The organism is Bartonella sp. AP88HLJMH (assembly GCF_042195605.1).
Taxonomy (GTDB): domain Bacteria; phylum Pseudomonadota; class Alphaproteobacteria; order Rhizobiales; family Rhizobiaceae; genus Bartonella.
The window spans coordinates 1-16,508 of the sequence record NZ_JBHIOR010000014.1 but is presented as its reverse complement, the minus strand read 5'-3'; the positions used below and the strand labels follow the sequence as shown (position 1 = coordinate 16,508).

Annotated in this window: 19 protein-coding genes and 2 pseudogenes; 9 read left to right on the top strand and 12 right to left on the bottom strand. The window is 42.9% G+C overall.

Translation table 11 applies throughout. The features are described 5' to 3' along the window. The first annotated feature begins 14 nt into the window (after positions 1–14). Genes ACFIMA_RS07130 through ACFIMA_RS07115 form a run of 4 tightly spaced genes read left to right on the top strand, consistent with a single transcriptional unit; the run spans position 15 to position 6,255 of the window. Positions 15–227 carry a helix-turn-helix domain-containing protein gene (locus ACFIMA_RS07130; RefSeq protein ID WP_375612860.1) on the top strand — a complete coding sequence of 71 codons (213 nt, stop codon included), beginning with the start codon at positions 15–17 and terminating at the stop codon, positions 225–227. Next, a complete protein-coding gene (locus ACFIMA_RS07125) occupies positions 220–3,003 on the top strand; it encodes a DEAD/DEAH box helicase family protein (RefSeq protein ID WP_375693270.1) in 2,784 nt (927 codons plus the stop codon). The genes ACFIMA_RS07130 and ACFIMA_RS07125 overlap by 8 nt, the downstream gene beginning before the upstream one ends. Next, on the top strand, positions 2,991–4,898 hold the full coding sequence (locus ACFIMA_RS07120) for a DNA methyltransferase (RefSeq protein WP_375693271.1): 1,908 nt from the start codon (positions 2,991–2,993) through the stop codon (positions 4,896–4,898). The genes ACFIMA_RS07125 and ACFIMA_RS07120 overlap by 13 nt, the downstream gene beginning before the upstream one ends. Beyond that, the gene (locus tag ACFIMA_RS07115; RefSeq protein WP_375693272.1) at positions 4,882–6,255 is read left to right on the top strand and encodes a DNA methyltransferase; all 1,374 of its coding nucleotides are present in this window, start codon (positions 4,882–4,884) and stop codon (positions 6,253–6,255) included. The genes ACFIMA_RS07120 and ACFIMA_RS07115 overlap by 17 nt, the downstream gene beginning before the upstream one ends. Here ACFIMA_RS07115 and ACFIMA_RS07110 read toward each other — a convergent pair. From ACFIMA_RS07110 to ACFIMA_RS07060, 11 genes and pseudogenes are all read right to left on the bottom strand, one after another. Then, positions 6,252–6,629, bottom strand: a pseudogene (locus ACFIMA_RS07110) (lysozyme); the annotation flags it as partial. The gene ACFIMA_RS07115 and the pseudogene ACFIMA_RS07110 overlap by 4 nt on opposite strands. A 56-nt stretch (positions 6,630–6,685) precedes the next feature. Next, positions 6,686–6,979, bottom strand: a complete 294-nt coding sequence (locus ACFIMA_RS07105; protein ID WP_375693273.1) for a hypothetical protein — start codon at positions 6,977–6,979, stop codon at positions 6,686–6,688. Between the two features lie 87 nt (positions 6,980–7,066). Next, positions 7,067–7,624 carry a hypothetical protein gene (locus ACFIMA_RS07100; protein WP_375693274.1) on the bottom strand — a complete coding sequence of 186 codons (558 nt, stop codon included), beginning with the start codon at positions 7,622–7,624 and terminating at the stop codon, positions 7,067–7,069. Between the two features lie 194 nt (positions 7,625–7,818). After that, on the bottom strand, positions 7,819–8,367 hold the full coding sequence (locus ACFIMA_RS07095; RefSeq protein ID WP_375693275.1) for an RNA polymerase sigma factor: 549 nt from the start codon (positions 8,365–8,367) through the stop codon (positions 7,819–7,821). Between the two features lie 217 nt (positions 8,368–8,584). Then, the gene (locus tag ACFIMA_RS07090) at positions 8,585–9,019 is read right to left on the bottom strand and encodes a hypothetical protein (RefSeq protein WP_375693742.1); all 435 of its coding nucleotides are present in this window, start codon (positions 9,017–9,019) and stop codon (positions 8,585–8,587) included. Further along, entirely contained in the window at positions 9,004–9,159 is a 156-nt protein-coding gene (locus ACFIMA_RS07085) for a hypothetical protein (protein ID WP_375612851.1), read from the bottom strand. Before ACFIMA_RS07085 ends, ACFIMA_RS07090 begins: the two co-directional genes overlap by 16 nt. Next, complete coding sequence (locus ACFIMA_RS07080) at positions 9,159–9,767, bottom strand: recombinase zinc beta ribbon domain-containing protein (RefSeq protein ID WP_375681857.1); 609 nt, start codon at positions 9,765–9,767, stop codon at positions 9,159–9,161. Before ACFIMA_RS07080 ends, ACFIMA_RS07085 begins: the two co-directional genes overlap by 1 nt. 81 nt (positions 9,768–9,848) lie before the next feature. Next, positions 9,849–10,196: a recombinase family protein gene (locus ACFIMA_RS07075; protein ID WP_375629542.1), complete on the bottom strand. Its 348-nt coding sequence runs from the start codon at positions 10,194–10,196 to the stop codon at positions 9,849–9,851. Further along, complete coding sequence (locus tag ACFIMA_RS07070) at positions 10,193–10,321, bottom strand: hypothetical protein (protein ID WP_375693741.1); 129 nt, start codon at positions 10,319–10,321, stop codon at positions 10,193–10,195. Before ACFIMA_RS07070 ends, ACFIMA_RS07075 begins: the two co-directional genes overlap by 4 nt. 65 nt (positions 10,322–10,386) lie before the next feature. Continuing rightward, positions 10,387–10,793: pseudogene (locus ACFIMA_RS07065) on the bottom strand (DUF2924 domain-containing protein). Positions 10,794–10,845: 52 nt separating this feature from the next. After that, positions 10,846–11,016, bottom strand: coding sequence for a hypothetical protein (locus ACFIMA_RS07060; protein ID WP_375629536.1), 171 nt, complete (start codon positions 11,014–11,016; stop codon positions 10,846–10,848). Positions 11,017–11,384: 368 nt separating this feature from the next. Here ACFIMA_RS07060 and lexA point away from each other — a divergent pair, with 368 nt between their 5' ends. From lexA to ACFIMA_RS07035, 5 genes are all read left to right on the top strand, one after another. After that, positions 11,385–12,848 (top strand): transcriptional repressor LexA, encoded by a 1,464-nt coding sequence (gene lexA / locus ACFIMA_RS07055; protein ID WP_375612846.1) that lies wholly within the window; start codon positions 11,385–11,387, stop codon positions 12,846–12,848. Positions 12,849–12,852: 4 nt separating this feature from the next. After that, positions 12,853–14,079: a hypothetical protein gene (locus tag ACFIMA_RS07050; RefSeq protein ID WP_375612845.1), complete on the top strand. Its 1,227-nt coding sequence runs from the start codon at positions 12,853–12,855 to the stop codon at positions 14,077–14,079. Continuing rightward, a complete protein-coding gene (locus ACFIMA_RS07045; RefSeq protein WP_375693277.1) occupies positions 14,048–15,106 on the top strand; it encodes a hypothetical protein in 1,059 nt (352 codons plus the stop codon). The genes ACFIMA_RS07050 and ACFIMA_RS07045 overlap by 32 nt, the downstream gene beginning before the upstream one ends. Before the next feature lie 476 nt (positions 15,107–15,582). Then, on the top strand, positions 15,583–15,864 hold the full coding sequence (locus ACFIMA_RS07040; RefSeq protein WP_252619480.1) for a type II toxin-antitoxin system RelE/ParE family toxin: 282 nt from the start codon (positions 15,583–15,585) through the stop codon (positions 15,862–15,864). Positions 15,865–15,882: 18 nt separating this feature from the next. After that, complete coding sequence (locus ACFIMA_RS07035) at positions 15,883–16,182, top strand: HigA family addiction module antitoxin (RefSeq protein WP_330168901.1); 300 nt, start codon at positions 15,883–15,885, stop codon at positions 16,180–16,182. Positions 16,183–16,238: 56 nt separating this feature from the next. On the opposite strand, the gene ACFIMA_RS07030 is transcribed toward ACFIMA_RS07035, so the two are convergent. Then, positions 16,239–16,508, bottom strand: a 270-nt coding sequence (locus ACFIMA_RS07030) for a tyrosine-type recombinase/integrase (RefSeq protein WP_375693278.1), incomplete at its 5' end; no start/stop codon positions are given.

Here is a 16,508-nt window from a genome sequence, read left to right as displayed (position 1 = left end):
ATAAGTGAGAAGGCATGTCTGACGAGCACGATATTCTGACAGTTGAGGAAGTGGCCCGATACTTAAAAGTAACAGAACGGCACGTCTATAAACTCCTGTCAGACAGGAAGATACCCGCGTTCAAAGTTGGTGGAGCTTGGCGTTTCAAACGAGAGCAGCTCGAAAAGTGGATAGAAGAAGGCGTTAACGAACAATCAAAAGAAAAAAGAACCAACAAAGATGATTGATATTTTTAAGACAAAATACAGCGATTGGAATTCTCTTGAGAGAACGCTTGAGGCTATTGGTGACAACAAAGCTAAAGGCGATGCGTTTGAATATTTCTGTTATTTTTATTTGAAGTTCTTATCTGACTTACATCAGATTAAAGAGATATATTGCCCAATTGTTGATAACCGTCCGTTTCCAAAGCATGTTGTTGATAAGCTTCGTCTGGAGAAAACAGACTATGGCGTAGATGGAGTTTTTATCAACAACGCAGGAGATTATATCGCTTGGCAAGCCAAGTTCCGGTCTGGGCGAGCAGCACTTACATCACGCGAACTTTCAACATTTTGGGCTGAAGCAGAGTACGCTGATTACAGGTTGATTATTTCTAACACTCACATTCTGCCGAATGTAGCTCATAAAAAAACCGGGCATCTAAGTGCATTAGTTGACCGATTTACCTCTTTGGACGAAGACTTCTTTTCTTCTTTATATCAGTCTGCCATTTCTCAAAATATTCAAATTGAAAGAGATAAGAAGAGTCCTCGACCATATCAATCTGGGATACTTCAAGACATTATTTCTGGATTTTCATCAAGTGATCGAGGAAAGCTCATTGCGGCTTGTGGAATAGGAAAGACTCTCATCGCACTGTGGACCCTTGAGCATCTTCAAGCTGACAACGTAATATTTTTTGCCCCAAGCCTGCAACTTGTTAGGCAAGCACTCGAGGAGTGGTCCGCTGAATCTTCATCGCCATTTCAGTATTTGTGCGTTTGCAGTGATCAAACAGTTGATGCAGAAGTTGATAGCAATAACATTGATATAGGCGATATTGATATACCTGTGACTACCTCAGCAGAAGCTGTACGTAATTTTATTGCCCAGCCTTCTAATAAAAAGAAGTTTATTTTTAGTACATATCAGTCTGCGGAAGTAATAAAGAATGCGCTATCCGAGAATGAAAATAGCTTTTCATTCGATATCGCTTTTTATGACGAAGCGCACAGAACTGCGGGAGTTTCAAACTCTCAGTTTAATATTGCTCTTGACGATGCTGCCATTAAAACAAAGAAAAAACTTTTTCTTACCGCTACAGAGCGCCTCGTTAGACCAAAACTAAGCTCAAAACTCGAAGAACATAATCTCTCTGTTTTTTCTATGAATGATAAAAGTATCTATGGTGATGTTTTTCACCGGCTTACTTTTGGTGAAGCAATAGAGAAAAATATTATCTCAGATTATCGCATTGTATTTACGGGAATTAGCAGTTCTGAATATAATCAACTTATAAAAAACAATGTTTATGTGACTGATGATGATAGTCATACAGAAACTGTTCAAAATATTTATAAAATAGCTTTGCTAAAGAAATCCATACAAGAGCTTGGATTAACAAAGGTTATATCATTTCACTCCAAGATTTCTGAATCTCGTGATTTTGCAAATCGCTTGTCTGCTGAGAGCTCTTTTGGTGATAAAAAGACTGCTATTGCACACATCAACGGAGCCATGACTGCTCAAGATCGTGCTGAGATAATACAAAATTTTGAAGACTCAGAACTGGGCGTGATCACAAATGTTCGTTGCTTGACTGAAGGAATAGATATTCCTCTAATTGATGCTGTCTTCTTTGCTGACCCTAAAGGTTCAATGATTGACATTGTGCAGGCTGTCGGTCGTGCTGTAAGACAGAAATTTGGAGAAACAGGCAGGCTTTCGTATATAATCGTTCCTGTGTTACTCGATCAAGAAGGTAAAGATGTACTTTCTGGAGCTGGATTTGAAGCTTTATTTAATCTCATTCAAGCTATGCGAGATCAAGATGAAGCTCTTGCAGAATGGATCGATTCAATCAATTTGTCTGCTGCAAAAGGTCGAATAAAAGGTAGTAGTTCTGTTCCGGGAAAAGTAGTTATAAATCTGCCAACGGAATTGAACACTTCGGACTTTGAAGATGCGCTTTTGCTACGAATTGCAAACGTAAACAAAAACCCAACGGGTAGCATAGGTGTCGGTAGTAAACTTGGAAAAAATGAAAGAAAAGGCGACTTCACACGTATTTTTAAGACACTTTGTGACTATACACCAATAAAATTAGAAGAAAGCTTAATAGCTCCTACATTTGAAATTATCACTGATAACCCTGATGCAATATACACGTCAAAAGAGATCAGAATAAACAATAACAATGTATCTCACTGTAAAAGGGTCGGCTTCCTTCATGAAGTAGAGAGAAACAAATACCAATTAAGTAAACTAGGCCTTTTGTACAAGCAAGGCCATATAAGCTTTTTAGACGCTCTTAGAAACCAGTTTCTTTTGTACAGGGAAGAACATAAAGACAGTATTCTCTTTCCATATAGGGAGGCGATTAGCTTCATGCTTGAAATAAAGAGCCTGAACTACATCCAGTTTTTGTATAGCTTATTTTCAATTCAATTCAATGATGGAAAGCCTGATTTAGAACTTGCAATATCGGTTGCCAAGGAAATAGAAGCTGCATACCCTAATATTTTGCTTACAAACGAAGCAAATAAAAATGAGATACTTAAAGACTTAAATTCAAGATATGAAAAGGCTTTTTCGTACAATAATGTATGGACAGATCGTACTACAGCTGGAAACCAGTATCGGTACCTTATGCGGCACCTAGAAATCTTTGATGAGTGCTTTACCTCAAATAAAAATATCTTCTTGATAATAAAGGAAAAAGAAGCGTTCCTAGCGTCACTCCTTGCGGAGTCAGAAAAACACATACATAAAGATTATGGAGATACGTTATGGGTGAAATAAATCAAAAAAAATATTTTAGCAAACATTTAAAGTCACTTGGTCACACTCCGATTTATAAAATGCATAAATATTTCGCGAGAAGACCTCACAATGTATTTCGTGAACTCATCGACTTTTATACGAAGGAAGGTCAAATAATTTTTGATCCATTTGGTGGAGGGGGCGTCACCTTAATTGAAGGGTTAACTCTTAATCGAAAAATTGTTTCGACCGATGTTAATCCGGTAGCCTCTTTCATCCAGTATTGCCAAATTTGTGACGTTGATGCCGCTAAAATTCTTTCTTATGCACTTGACCTTAAGAAAATGGTTAAAGGTCATTTTGAAGATTCTTTTACAACAGAATGCGGAGACTGCAAAAACGACAAGGCACATGTTCGTTGGATAGAGCATGCATATTTAATAAAGTGTCCACATTGTAGCAAAAACACGTCCTTTCGTAATGACAATAAAGCGCTTAACGATGCTGGAAAACCAAAGAATGGCATATATGTCTGCGACCATTGCAGCTCAAATATTAAAGCAGCAGACGCTCCCAGAATTTCCAGTGAAATAATTAGCTTAAGATATCGATGCAAGAAATGCGGAGCACATGATGCAAAGGAACCGTCTAGAGACGATATTGAGAAACATAAACAATATAGCGAAAACCTAGAGAAATTAAAAACTAGTTTAGGACTTCATTTTCCTGATTTTGAAATTCCGGCTGAATGGGACCGACAACAGGAAGATTGTCTTCATAGAAAAGGCTTTGTGAAATTTACGGATTTTTTCACCCCAAGAAACCTTTTGATTTCGGCGAGCTTTTTTGAAATGGCCAAGAAGCTTAAAATTCAAAAAGATATGAGTGATCCCGAGTATGATTTTTTAATATTTATATTGAGTTCATTAATCAGGTACACCAACAACATGAACTTCTCAACTTCATCTTGGATGGATGGAAGACCTGTTGCGTGGGCAAAGCATGCGTTTTGGATACCAAATCAATTTATTGAAGCCAATCCATTTGAATATTTTGACAATAGATTAAAGGCGATCAAGTCTGGCCTAAAAGATCGAGATTCTAGATTTAATTCAAAGAAAAATACTCTAAACTTCTCAGACCTTGAAAAGGGCTCTGCGGACTTCATGGTGCAATGCGTGGATTCAAAACAGGTCGATATCCCAGATGGTTCTGTCGACATGATTATAACTGATCCACCATATGGAAGTAATGTCCAATATGGTGAATTGTGTGCTTTTTGGCAGGTCTGGTTAGAAGGCAGAACTAAGTTTCCATTTCCAGAGCATAAGCTTGCCTCTGAAGCCGTTGTTCACAGAAAAACAAAAGATAAAACCTACCAGAAAGATTTTTCCGATTACTATGAACTTTTACTCGGCGTTTTTCAAAAATGTAACAGAGTATTAAAATCAGACGGTTGCTTGGTTTACACCTTTAACAATAAAGATATTAGAGCATGGTATGCCGTTATCAAAGCAACCTTGGATGCAGGATTTCATATTGAACCGGAAGGGATTTTTTACCAAGAAGCCATTCATGCTTATCGAGATACGGCGCACCTCCGTCACGATGGAACTCCACAGGGTGATTTTATTTATACATTCAGCAAGAAAAGTCTGCCTAATGAGAAAGACTATAATGGCAGTTTCAATGAATGTCTCAATGATACGATGTTAAAGCTTCAAGAAAAAGACTGCAGTGTGTCATTCGGGGAATTTTTAGTTGAGCTTTATGCTAACTCGGCCCTTTGCCTAATACGTCAGATTAAAGATGGAGCAAATATTGAGGATATCGAAAACGAATTTAATTCGATGTCGCTAGAAAAAGCCTATGCGCGGATAGATCTAAGAACTAATCAAGAAACGGAGGGCTTAGCGGATGTTGCAGCTTGCTAAATCAGAAAATCAACCACGTTTGATATGGTCGGATTTGGAAGATACATTTTCGTCTACAGAACTCTGTAAATCTTTAGAATATCTAGAAGAAAAATATAATGTTTCAAATGAAGAATCTTTCTTTAAAAAACTAGTTAACACTTCTGTTTCAAAATTACAGCCATACCACAGGTGGGTTAGATACCGCGAAGGTTATGCAGGAGATCTTGTTAAAGAAATTTTATCCAGATACCCAAACGTTTCTGGCGGTATTGTTCTTGATCCCATGTGCGGCTCAGGTTCAACCTCTGTAGCAGCGTCAGAGCTAGGCATTTCGTCTGTCGGCCTAGACGTTAATCCTTTCGCAATATTATCTACAGAAGTCAAATCTTACGCTTTATCTACAGGTGAACTGCAGAAACTTCATAAGATAATAAATAATTGGAATAAATGTACTGACCATGAAAAATATGAATACAACGAGTATGAGGATCAAATTAGTAAATATTTTGATCAAGGCAACTTTACTGAACTTGTTAAAATAAAGCGTCGCATTCACGAAGAATCAAATAAACGCATATTCAACATTTTGAATTTTTGTTTATTAGCAATTTTGGAGGACTGTTCTAATCGAAAACGTGATGGTAATGGGCTGGCAACAAGACCTTCACCTGTAGGCGACGTTAAAAAGCGTTTCTTGGACCAGCTGCAACTAATACTGATTGATTATGAAGAGAACCCACACAATGAGGACAGTTTAGCACGTGGCGTAGAATTTGATGCAAGAAAGTTGAGTTTAAGTGCTATATCTGGCGATCACGCTGGCTCTATTATATTTTCTCCGCCCTATGCAAATTCATTCGATTATTTTGAATCATATAAGCTGGAAATTGTTTTTGGAGAATATTCTCTACTAAGCAAACTTGGCAAATACAGGGAAAGGCTTGTACGAAACTATAGAATTAAAAAGTCTGCTGAAAAAACAACTGAAATTGATTTAGTTGATACGCTGTGTGTTGAAATCGAAAAAAAGATTCCTGAAAAAGAGAGAATGACTGGCAAGCGTGACAGTCGTACACGTCTCGTGCCGGGTATGCTTCGATCATATTTTTATGATATGCGAACAATTATTGAAAACTGCTACGATGTTTTATTAAAAGGCGGATTTATGCACATCGTTGTCGACCAAAGTGCTTATGTAGGAATACCCATACCCACAGATACACTCCTAGCTAAGATAGCAGAAGATACAGGTTTCAAAGTAAGGGAAATGATTGTTTGCCGAGGAGCTAGCACATCTGGCCAGCAGCTGAAAATGAACCCAAGACTCAAAGAGCTGCTTAGAGAAACAATAATTGTACTAGAAAAACCACTCTAGTGTATTTGATAAAGCAAGCATTCGGCATACCTACGCCGAACTAGCCCTTTGAGCTTACGTCTGCCCGCCCAAACCCAGCGCATGAACTGTTCTGGTACTTCGGCGTATTCCTCACGATTGATTTTACGGCGCAGTGTTGAACGCTGGAGTGCTCCGCCGCCAAGATTGTAGGTGAATGACACTAGCGCATCGAATTGGCCATCTGTCAGCGGCACATTGATTAGGCGCAGGACGGCACGCTCTGCGATCTGGGCATCTTGGCGCAAAAGTTCTTCAGCCTGTGTTTCATCAATGCCTGCCGAAAAGTCCTCGTCGTTTTTCACAACATGGCCATAACCGATTGTGGGATAGCCAGCCGGGCAAAAATAAACGGTTCGAGAGAAGCCCTAGAACCGTTTGATCAGGTCCAATTCGTTTTGTGTGATATGTCTCATTTTTCCAGTGTTCCTATAACTTTAAGGTTCTTGCTCCCATATTCAAAAACGCCATGCCATTGCTCTTGCCCGAGGACTTCTTTGCGCTCAATCATCAGCGTAAAGCAGTCAATGCCGTATTGCTTGGCGGTGGCGTAATCTTCCAGTGCGTACCAAGCTTTACGGGCCAGTGTGATGGCCATTTTCTTGACCGTGTATTCAAAAGCATCGAGCAGTGCTTCGAGCTCTGCATCGGTACACTTCTCATTTTGAACATCTTCAATCACGGCCTTGTAAAATAGTTTGCTCATGGTGTTATCTCCCTGTTTTCAATTACTTTTTACACTTACAGTAACGCTTCATTCCGGGCGCTTATCAAGTGAATAAGATCTTGTTTTTCAAGGATTTGAGCGGAACTTGGCTAAGGCACGTTGATCAAACCAGAAGGACATGACAGCGGCAAATAATGTCTGTGTTTCAGCATCCCACAGGGCGATCAGTCCGTCGGTAATTCCGACACCCTGATCCAATAACTTGAACAGTGCAGCGGTTTTGACGGTGGCGAACAGAATGAAAAACGCATAGGTGATAATCGGGCGAACAGATGCACGCAGAGCCTCAACCCATTTCACCCCACTGGGCTGGCTGGCATGAGCATAGAGCGCTTTGCTTTCTGCCACATCGGCCTGCACCTGTATTTCTTCAAGACGCTGCGTATGGCCTTGACGTTGCGCTTCCGTATAAAGCTCACGGATGACAGACAGGTGCTTGTAAATGGCGCTTTGTTCTTTATCCAAAGCCTGTGCGGCAAAGGCCAGATCATCCAGAGTGGCCTCATGGATAGGTTTGGTGGTGTCTTCTTCTATGACACCAAGTGCCGGGATTTGAATAAATGCCGAAACATATTTGGCGTAAAGGCTGTCTTTAATCAGCTTTTGTAACGATGGTTTAAACATGAAACCTCCTTGATTTCGTAGGTTAAAATTTGCTCTTTGGTCATGTCGTTTCGGCTGCCGGGTTCTGACGCCGCCCAAAGAGCAAAGCGGTCGCGGTATTTCCTGCTTCAGGTCTTGTATTTCCGCGAGAACCCGGCATGTTTTCTTGCCTTCAAGGAGTTACTTACCGAGAGGGCTCAAAAACTGTCGGCGGCTCAGTGCAGATATTCCGCAAAGCCACGCTCCTTCAGCGATCCGCGAAGTTCGGACAGCGTCCCGTAGAGGGTTGAGCGTGGGGTTTTGGTTTTGCGTGAGATTTCACTGATGCTGAGCGTTCGCAGATCAACCAGCAGAAACACCAGATGCGGCGGCATCTGCTGAACAGCTTGTTCAAGGTCAATTTGAAGGTCGCGGTTGGTCAGGTCTTCGGTTGCAGGGTCAGGCAGAGCGTTGTCGTCGCCGTCCTTATCCTCAAGCCACGCATCAAGTGAAAAATCACTGATGCCGGACCCACGTTTTTGGGCGCGGGCGGCCTCAATGAGGCTGGCACATTTGTGGTTGAGGATGCGGTCAACAAAGGTCGACCATTTTGCTTTTTCAGGAACATAAGCCTGCTTGCGGAATAAATAATCCAGCATCAACTCTTGCTCGAGGTCCTCGACTTCTACGCCATGAATGGCGGAGTGCCGCATCAGGCTGCGTGCGTGATAACGGACTTGGTTTACGACATAAGGATAGATGCCTTCATAGTTGTTTTTGCTCATGGTTTTCGTCTCCAGTTGCGGTTAGCCGCCACGCGGGCGGGTCAACTGGGACTGGCGAAAACTCACTGGAGACCCTAAAAATCGGTGAGTTACTCAAGGCGCAAAAACAAAAAAGCCCCGCATGCCGGGGCTTTGGTGGGTGTAAATTTTTTTGAAAAAAATTTCAGGGTGGTCGGTGAAATTTCACCGAAGGGAGATTAGGCAAATCCAAAATGCTTTAATTGCTCATCCCAAATATCGGGAAATGGGGTTTGTATATCCTGAATTGCTCATCCCAAATATCGGGAAATGGGGTTTGTATATCCTGCAGGCTTAACTGGCGCGGCTGCGTGCCATCCAAGATGGCCTTTTTGATCTGGGGAGCAAGTTGATTGAGGCGCAGTATCCGCGACATATAAGAGGTGTTGATCTGGCGTTGGCGTGACATGTCATCAATGGATTTATAGCGCCCCGTATCAAGCAGGTTTTGCCAGTAATAGGCTTTGGCCAAGGCCGTTACGAATGTTTCGTCTTGCTTGGGTGCTTCTTGTGGCGGGGTCATTTGGTAGCCTTCGGGCAAAATAATCATTTTCTTGCCACCATATTTCTTGATCCGCATTGGCACCCGGATTGAAATGCTGTTGTTCGCCATCATATTTACGCATTTATCCATGCTTTCTCCTCCAGTTTTTTTGTTGAAATGCCTTGCAGCCGCTTGTCTTGCTCGTCCAATTCCCGAGCCAAACTATCCATGCCTGCAGCCCTGATCCGGATATCGACAAATTCATAATTGACGATGACTTTTTCAATCATCAGCTCAAGGATGCGTTGTTTTCAGCAGGATAAAGTTCTTTCCAGATCGGGACGATGTCATTCAGGTTGCTGTAAACCTCATGCTCCGTGATGGTCTCATCCTCTTTTTGTGCTTCGCGCCACGTTTCCATGATCATCTCCGGCGAGGCAAAAACAGCTTGAAGCTGATTCAATATCAATGCCTCCGTTTCATTGGCGCTGACATTGCGAACCTTGCAATCCGGGTTGATACCTTTGCGGTAATGTTCACAGGTGTAATAGCGATAAAGCCTGCCACCTTTTTTACGGGTATGACTTGCCACCAATCCACATTCGCATTCACCGCACTTCAAAAGCCCCATCAAAATGGCCTTGGTTTTCTTCCGCGTGATTGCGCCTCGGTTGATGGTATTTTCTTTCATGGTGGCGCGGACTTTATTCCACGTGTCTATATCGATGATGGCTGGATGGCGGCCTTCGTAGATTTTATCTTTATGTTTGATTTTTCCGATATAGATGGGGTTTTGCAGAATCTTATAAAGGCCGTCTTTATCCAGTGCTTTACCACCGATAACACGTCCGTTTTTGGTTGTGCGCTTTTTGCTTAATACCCCCATGCGCGGCAACATCTTTGCCATTTCCGTGGGCGACTCTGGTCATCAAAAATAGATCGAATATTTTGCGGATACCCTCAGCCTCATCGGGCTCAATCACAAGCTCACGGTTTTTGACCACATAGCCCATAGGTGTGACACCCCCATCCACATGCCTTTGCGTTTGGAGGCTGCCAATTTATCGCGGATACGTTCGCCGATCACTTCACGTTCAAATTGGGCAAAGCTGAACAGGATGTTCAGCGTCAATCGGCCCATTGATGTGGTGGTGTTGAATTGCTGAGTAACGGAAACGAAGGACACTTTGTGCTCGTCAAACAGATCAATCAGTTTGGCAAAATTAGCCAAGGAGCGTGACAAGCGGTCAACCTTGTACACGACAACTGTATCAATCAGGCTGCTTTTGATGTCGTCCATAAGGCGTTTTAAAGCTGGGCGATCTATATTGCCGCCTGTAAAGCCGCCATCATCGTAATTATCGGGAAGCTGGAACTAGAGCCTTCATGCTTTTGTGAGGCGATGTAGGATTCACAAGCTTCTCGCTGAGCATCAAGGCTGTTGAACCCCATGTCTAAGCCTTCCTCGGTGGATTTGCGCGTATAAATCGCGCAGCGTTTTTTCGGTGTGGTTGTGCTCAATGTTTGTCTCTTTGTGCTTTGTTGTTTAATCCGAAGAAGGCAGGTCCAGACCAGCTGCTGCCTGTAATGGCCAGTGCAACCTTGGACAGGCTTTTGTATAGGCAGCCTGCATATTCATAACCTTCCTCTAAAATGGTGACCTGATGCCCTTATATTCCCGCACCAGTTTGATACCGGGGATGGGCCGCTGATATTGTGTCTTGCGTTTCGGCTTGGCTTTTTTGCCAGAGCCGAATAAATCATTGGCCTGCTGTTCGATCCGGTTCTCAATCTGTGGATCAACGCCGTAAGCAAGCTCCTGCAGGCGATAAGCCAGTCTGCGGACAATGTGGCTTTTATGGCCACCGGGTGGTTCGTCCTGATACACATCCCGCCATAAAGCCTTTAAGTCGGATAACGGCATATTTGGGAGCGCCGCCACACGCGCCAGAAGTGTTTTATCCATTCTTCACTTCCTACGATTCTGCTTTTTTCTTTTGCTTCAAGCGGAGGCGTTGCCAGCCCAAGCCGACAATATGGGCGACTTCCTTTTGCCGATCTGCATCGGACACAAGTCCGGCAGGAAGTTGGCCCAGCTTGATTTGTAATCGCTCCCGTTCGGTGAGCTCTTTGTTTTCATGACTCATCAGGAACTCCTTGGTTTTTTGGTTCTTCGTCATGGACATGAATGCTTGGAAAAAACCTGAAGTCCAATGAATTAGAGGGATGTGTTGGCTCGAACTGACGGTTCAGGCGTATCTTGCGACGCAGGATGCCAAGTGTCAGCAAATGCACTACCTCATTGCGGCAATCTCGTTCATTTATTAGGTTTGGAGAAAGTGAAGACATGGCGAACCTCCTTGAGAATTATTGCGTCGTTCAAGGAGTTACTTACTGAAATGACTTGAAAACTGTCGGTTCAGTCAATGCTGTGCATTGAATCAAATTAGGCTTGTGAAAATCATAAGCCTAATTTATATTAGGTTGTTAATTAAGATATAGTTGAAGTTTGAAAATGTCAATTTTGCTCAAAGATATATGGCCGATTGAAAATTTGGCCGACTATAAAATTCACTTTGCGAGATACAACCAGCACTCGCAGCCGCTAGAAGTATGGGGAAGAAGCAAAGACGAATGGCAAGGCTGGCAGGAATACTGGCCGGGCCGCAATGATTTTAACAGGCCGCTTATTTTCTCACTCATGCAATTTCACTACGAAACCGACATCTGGCTGTTCGGTGGTGTGTTCAGAGTATTGGAGAAACATGCAGACCGCTATGAGGTTGAGCTTACTGATTTGGGCAAAGAGTTTATTGGGCGTCTGAAAATCCGATCATCTTATCGCAACCGCACGACTAGGACCAATATGGAGCCACATTACCATAAGTTTGAAGTGCAAGAGATTTTGCGTGAGCCATATTCCGGTAGAGCATTCTGCGGATACGATAAAATAGACTTATCATTTGAAGAGCTCGAAGTCTTGATCAAGAATGACAGGCCAGATTGGAAAACAGCACTAGAATGCGTTAAGGGTATTTACCCGATTACCGATACGCATACGGGAAAACGCTACATCGGCTCTGCTTATGGTGATCAAGGCATATGGTCACAATGGAAGTGTTACATTGAAACGGGTCATGGGGGAAACAAAGGCATTCATGATATGATAAACAAAGCGGGAATTGATTACTGCCGTTCTCATTTCCGTTTTGCGTTGCTTGAGCAGCGGCTTAGCACCCCCCCCCCGATGAAAAAATACTGGAAAGAGAAGTCTTCTGGAAACGCATTTTGCTCACAAGAGGCGAGCAAGGGCTTAACCATAACTGAGTGTAAGATGGATAGATTAACACAAGCACAACAGAGTTTATTACAGGCCATTGAGCGCCTGAAACGTGCCATGGAGATGTCGCCCACGGTACAAGAGCTTGCTGTGGAATTGGGGGTGAAAGCACCCAGTGTGTTTGAAGGGCTCAAGCGACTGGAAGATAAAGGCTATATTCGCAGACAGGCGCGAAAAGCGCGGTCCATCGAAATCCTCCATGCACAAACACCGGATAAGACCAACTTGACGGCTGTTCCTGTTTTGGGGATGATTGCGGCTGGCCAACCGATTCTTGCTCTTGAAAACAAGATTGGTCAGGTCATGGTGCCGAATAATGTTCTACGCGGGAAGTGCTTTGCGCTCAAAGTGCACGGCGACAGCATGATCGATGCTGATATTTTCGAAGGAGATTACGTTGTTGTGCGCCAGCAATCTATTGCTGAAAACAGCGATATTGTGGTGGCCATGGTTGGCGAAGAGGCCACTGTAAAGCGGCTGAGTATTGAAGGGGAGCATATTGAGCTGCGCCCTGAAAATCAGAAACGAAAACCCATCATCATAGGACAACAGGATGAACTTAAAATAATTGGGAAGGTCTTACACGTCTGCTCGGGTGTTGACACCGAGGCCCTCCTAGACGAACCCCAAGGAAGATAACTACATGAGCACCTATAATTTACGACGTTTTGCCCAACCTGACGTTTTGAAACACATCGAACAAGATAATCTGATTACTTTTCTTAAACGGTATGAAAGCTACCTGACCGGACGCGGGTTCAGCTTTGAACTGAATGAAGATAATGAGCTGGATTTTGAAACGCTCTGCCAAGTTCTGATGAATCCATCAGAGGATATGGACATTGAATTCGTTGAATCCTTGTTTTTCATTCAAGAAATGTCCGATGATGAACATTTTGAAGAGTTGAGTGAACAGGCTGAAGCCAATAATATTGACACGCATGAAGATTCAACAGCAGCTGATTTGGCCTTAGCATTATGGCTGCACGATCCCGAGCTTTTAAAGCGTCCTCACGCAGAGGCGATGATCCTCAAGCCAAAATCATTCATGTATTTCCAGTCTGATCAAAAGTCCCCTGATACGTTTACTCTTCCAAAATCAGAAACCATGCGAACGCTGGAAGCTGATATGGACGCTTGGTTTTTGAAAAATAAACGCGGCACTGACTGTCGAATTTTGCCTGTCAGCGCAGAGGACGAAGACAAGACATACTTCTTGATCCGTCATGGCATGCCGTTTAAGCGTGAGGGCAAGATTGAATCTGGACAATCCAAGACCATTTTTTACCGCCCAGAGTTTCATGACGTGATTGTCTATGATCGTGCCAATAATGAACTAGCCGTCTTTAATAAGTCCGGTGCCAAGAAAGAGCGCACCATGTATTTAGATTTGTTCAGCCAACATCTCTTCGGTCAGGCTGAATATTTCCCCGGCGCAGAAAAATATACATTGCAGCCACTGATCGATAACGGCGTTGATGCTTTGGCTTGTGCCGATATTGATGGGCTGGAAGATATAAAGCTGGTAGAAATCCAGCACCAGTTTCTTGGACCGTATAATGACAAGCAGACGCTACGCTCAAATGATGTGTTTGCGTCCTTAGCCTCAAGAGATCGTGAATTCCCGAACTTTGGCAGACTAGTCTCAGCCAGTTTTTCGGTGAAATTTGAAAATGCCAAACGTCCACGCATGGTCAAGGTGCGAACACCGAATATGGCCAACTTTGATCGCAAGGAAGATTCTCACCTGATTGAAACATGGCTGCGGAAACGTGGCTTTGTAAATGAGCAGAAAGAGGAAGAAGACAGCAAACAACCCGTAGCACATCAGGAGAGTCATGACGCCGTATCAATCGCCGCCATGGCATAAACTCACAGAGCTTTCTGGTGGCAAGGGTGTAAAAGCTGAATGGCTAGACTTTCCAGAAGAATTGCTTGCCATCACCAATGAGCAGGCATCTGCCATTCCCTGTAATGGCCGAGCTGGGTGCTACATGAATGTCGTGCAACATGGGTCTAGCGATATTGTTGGCATCTGCACATCAGATACCAAGCAGTGCGACCGACGCACGCTCAAAAAATCAGAACTGGCGCTGTATCGCATAGATCATAAAAAGCTGGCGACCAAAATTGCTGAGGCCATTGGTTTTACTGAGGAAAATGAAAAGATCACGGGCCAAACGGCTCTTTGGAAATTTGGTGTGCTCAATCCACAAGCCGAGCATAGCTTTCCTGTCTATTGCTTTTTGGGCCAGACATCCTCGCAGTTGGATAAAATTGTCAATCAGCTTTGCATGGCTGATCAGACGTTTCTGTTAATTGCCTCCACCAGCAGTCTTATCAGCACTGCCAGCTCTGACGCAAGCATCAGGCATAAATCCAAGCTCATCGGCATAAATGATGTGCTCGTCGTTGATGCTGCAGGCAAGGTCACGGCGAGAGACAGCGCTCAAACCATCATCTCCAATTGGTTGGAAACGGTGTTGCCGAAATCAGCTAAACCGGGATCTGAGTACCAATTCCCGACACCAGCAGGCGCAACATGGGAGCAGTTTGTGTTCGAATTTACCGCAACAGAGATGTTGTCAGTGACATGCGGACAAACTCAGAAACGTCTGGAACCTGAGCATCTGAAGATGAAAGATCAGAGATCTGGAAAAAGAACGAACCAGTGGACACTCCTATTGGTTCTTGCAAGAACCGGAGGAAGCCTCTCGTGGCAGGATAGCGATGCAAATGATAAGCTAAAAAAGCAGAAGCAGGAATTAGCAAACAAACTCAAACAGACCTTCGGCCTTTCTGAAAACCCGCTTCGATGGTCGCGTAAAGAGGAGTGCTATAAAGCCCGCTTCATCATTCGCGCAGATGATAATGTCCTGCGTCAGCTCACTGGTTGAAAATGCTAGGCATAGACTGCTGCGAACTGGTCAATTGCCAAACCCTTGATTTCCCATGACTAAAAGCTCCGTACTTCGTTTTTCCAAGTACGGTGTTTTTCAGGAAAGGGGCATATATAGGAGAAAAATTAGAGAAAAACGGGGTGTTTTTATAGAGAGGAAGTCAATTGCAAATAGCGAAAAAGCCCGCAAATGCTGAGCTTTTGAGGCTATGCCATATAAGGCATATGAAAGTTCGTTTTAAATTAATGGCGGAGAGAGAGGGAATGCTACATTTATATGCAATCAATAACTTATATAAAGGTAAGGGAATTTTAATTCCATTGATTTTATTAACTTATTTTTATGTCTATCCCGAACTTTTTTATAGCTTATTCTCAATCATTTTATCCAAATATGTAATCAGATTTTCCAGTATCTTACTTGACTCTTATTTTTATTAATCGTATAGTGCTGATATACAATAAGGGGCGTTAATGGCAATTGTGAGTTTTAAACATAAGGGCTTAAAGTTATTTTATACAACAGGTTCCACAAAAGCTATTCGACCAGATCACGTAAAAAAATTACGCGTTATCTTGACAGCTTTAACAAGTGCTACGACGCCTGAAATGTTGAGAGCGCCTGCCTTTAAAATGCATCCTCTTAAAGGTGAACTTACAGGATACTATTCTATATGGGTGAATGGAAATTGGCGTGTTACTTTTCGCTTTATAGGAACAGATGTGGAGCTTGTTGATTATCAAGATTACCATTGATGAAAGGAACGAAAACAAATGATGCATAACCCCGCACATCCGGGCGAAGTTCTAAAAGTAGCTTTCTTAGAAGAAATGGGGATAACAATACAAAAGTTAGCTGATCATCTCCATATGACAAGAGCTTCTCTATCAAGAGTGATTAACGGACATGCCTCTATGAGTACCGAACTTGCAGTGAAATTAGAACTAGCTGGTTTTAGTAAAGCGAAATTTTGGCTGGATATGCAAACGAATTATAATTTATGGCAAACAATGCAACAGACACAACCACCTATTTCTCCTCTGGTTTCTGATGCACCTCAAACGCCGCATTAATTTCATTCATAATTTTGATGGGGCTTTGGTTTGTTTTCTTACTGTCAACTATGCTTCTAACTTTTTTGAAGTTTTTTGATTGCTTCTATTGCAAGGCGTTTTCTATCGGCTGTTTTGGTATAAAGAGATGCCATTTTATCTTCTGTCCAGCCAAAAAGCGCTTTCATTTGCGAAACTGTCGCACCAGCATTGGCTGCACGTGTTGCTGCTAATTTTCGCAATCCGTGCGCTGATTTTTTAATACCCGCCGCATTACATGCTTCACGAAAGAGGTTGCCAAAACTTTCTTTGACAAGCTTATTTCCACCTTTACCACAAATGAATGT

Excerpts from the sequence above, each read along its gene's own strand:
- ACFIMA_RS07130 (WP_375612860.1), top strand. The coding sequence starts at position 15 with ATGTCTGACGAGCACGATATTCTGACAGTTGAGGAAGTGGCCCGATAC.
- ACFIMA_RS07125 (WP_375693270.1), top strand. The coding sequence starts at position 220 with ATGATTGATATTTTTAAGACAAAATACAGCGATTGGAATTCTCTTGAG.
- ACFIMA_RS07120 (WP_375693271.1), top strand. The coding sequence starts at position 2,991 with ATGGGTGAAATAAATCAAAAAAAATATTTTAGCAAACATTTAAAGTCA.
- ACFIMA_RS07115 (WP_375693272.1), top strand. The coding sequence starts at position 4,882 with ATGTTGCAGCTTGCTAAATCAGAAAATCAACCACGTTTGATATGGTCG.
- ACFIMA_RS07105 (WP_375693273.1), bottom strand. The coding sequence starts at position 6,979 with ATGAGCAAACTATTTTACAAGGCCGTGATTGAAGATGTTCAAAATGAG.
- ACFIMA_RS07100 (WP_375693274.1), bottom strand. The coding sequence starts at position 7,624 with ATGTTTAAACCATCGTTACAAAAGCTGATTAAAGACAGCCTTTACGCC.
- ACFIMA_RS07095 (WP_375693275.1), bottom strand. The coding sequence starts at position 8,367 with ATGAGCAAAAACAACTATGAAGGCATCTATCCTTATGTCGTAAACCAA.
- ACFIMA_RS07090 (WP_375693742.1), bottom strand. The coding sequence starts at position 9,019 with ATGGATAAATGCGTAAATATGATGGCGAACAACAGCATTTCAATCCGG.
- ACFIMA_RS07085 (WP_375612851.1), bottom strand. The coding sequence starts at position 9,159 with ATGATTGAAAAAGTCATCGTCAATTATGAATTTGTCGATATCCGGATC.
- ACFIMA_RS07080 (WP_375681857.1), bottom strand. The coding sequence starts at position 9,767 with ATGTTGCCGCGCATGGGGGTATTAAGCAAAAAGCGCACAACCAAAAAC.
- ACFIMA_RS07070 (WP_375693741.1), bottom strand. The coding sequence starts at position 10,321 with ATGGGGTTCAACAGCCTTGATGCTCAGCGAGAAGCTTGTGAATCCTAC.
- ACFIMA_RS07060 (WP_375629536.1), bottom strand. The coding sequence starts at position 11,016 with ATGAGTCATGAAAACAAAGAGCTCACCGAACGGGAGCGATTACAAATC.
- lexA (WP_375612846.1), top strand. The coding sequence starts at position 11,385 with ATGTCAATTTTGCTCAAAGATATATGGCCGATTGAAAATTTGGCCGAC.
- ACFIMA_RS07050 (WP_375612845.1), top strand. The coding sequence starts at position 12,853 with ATGAGCACCTATAATTTACGACGTTTTGCCCAACCTGACGTTTTGAAA.
- ACFIMA_RS07045 (WP_375693277.1), top strand. The coding sequence starts at position 14,048 with ATGACGCCGTATCAATCGCCGCCATGGCATAAACTCACAGAGCTTTCT.
- ACFIMA_RS07040 (WP_252619480.1), top strand. The coding sequence starts at position 15,583 with ATGGCAATTGTGAGTTTTAAACATAAGGGCTTAAAGTTATTTTATACA.
- ACFIMA_RS07035 (WP_330168901.1), top strand. The coding sequence starts at position 15,883 with ATGATGCATAACCCCGCACATCCGGGCGAAGTTCTAAAAGTAGCTTTC.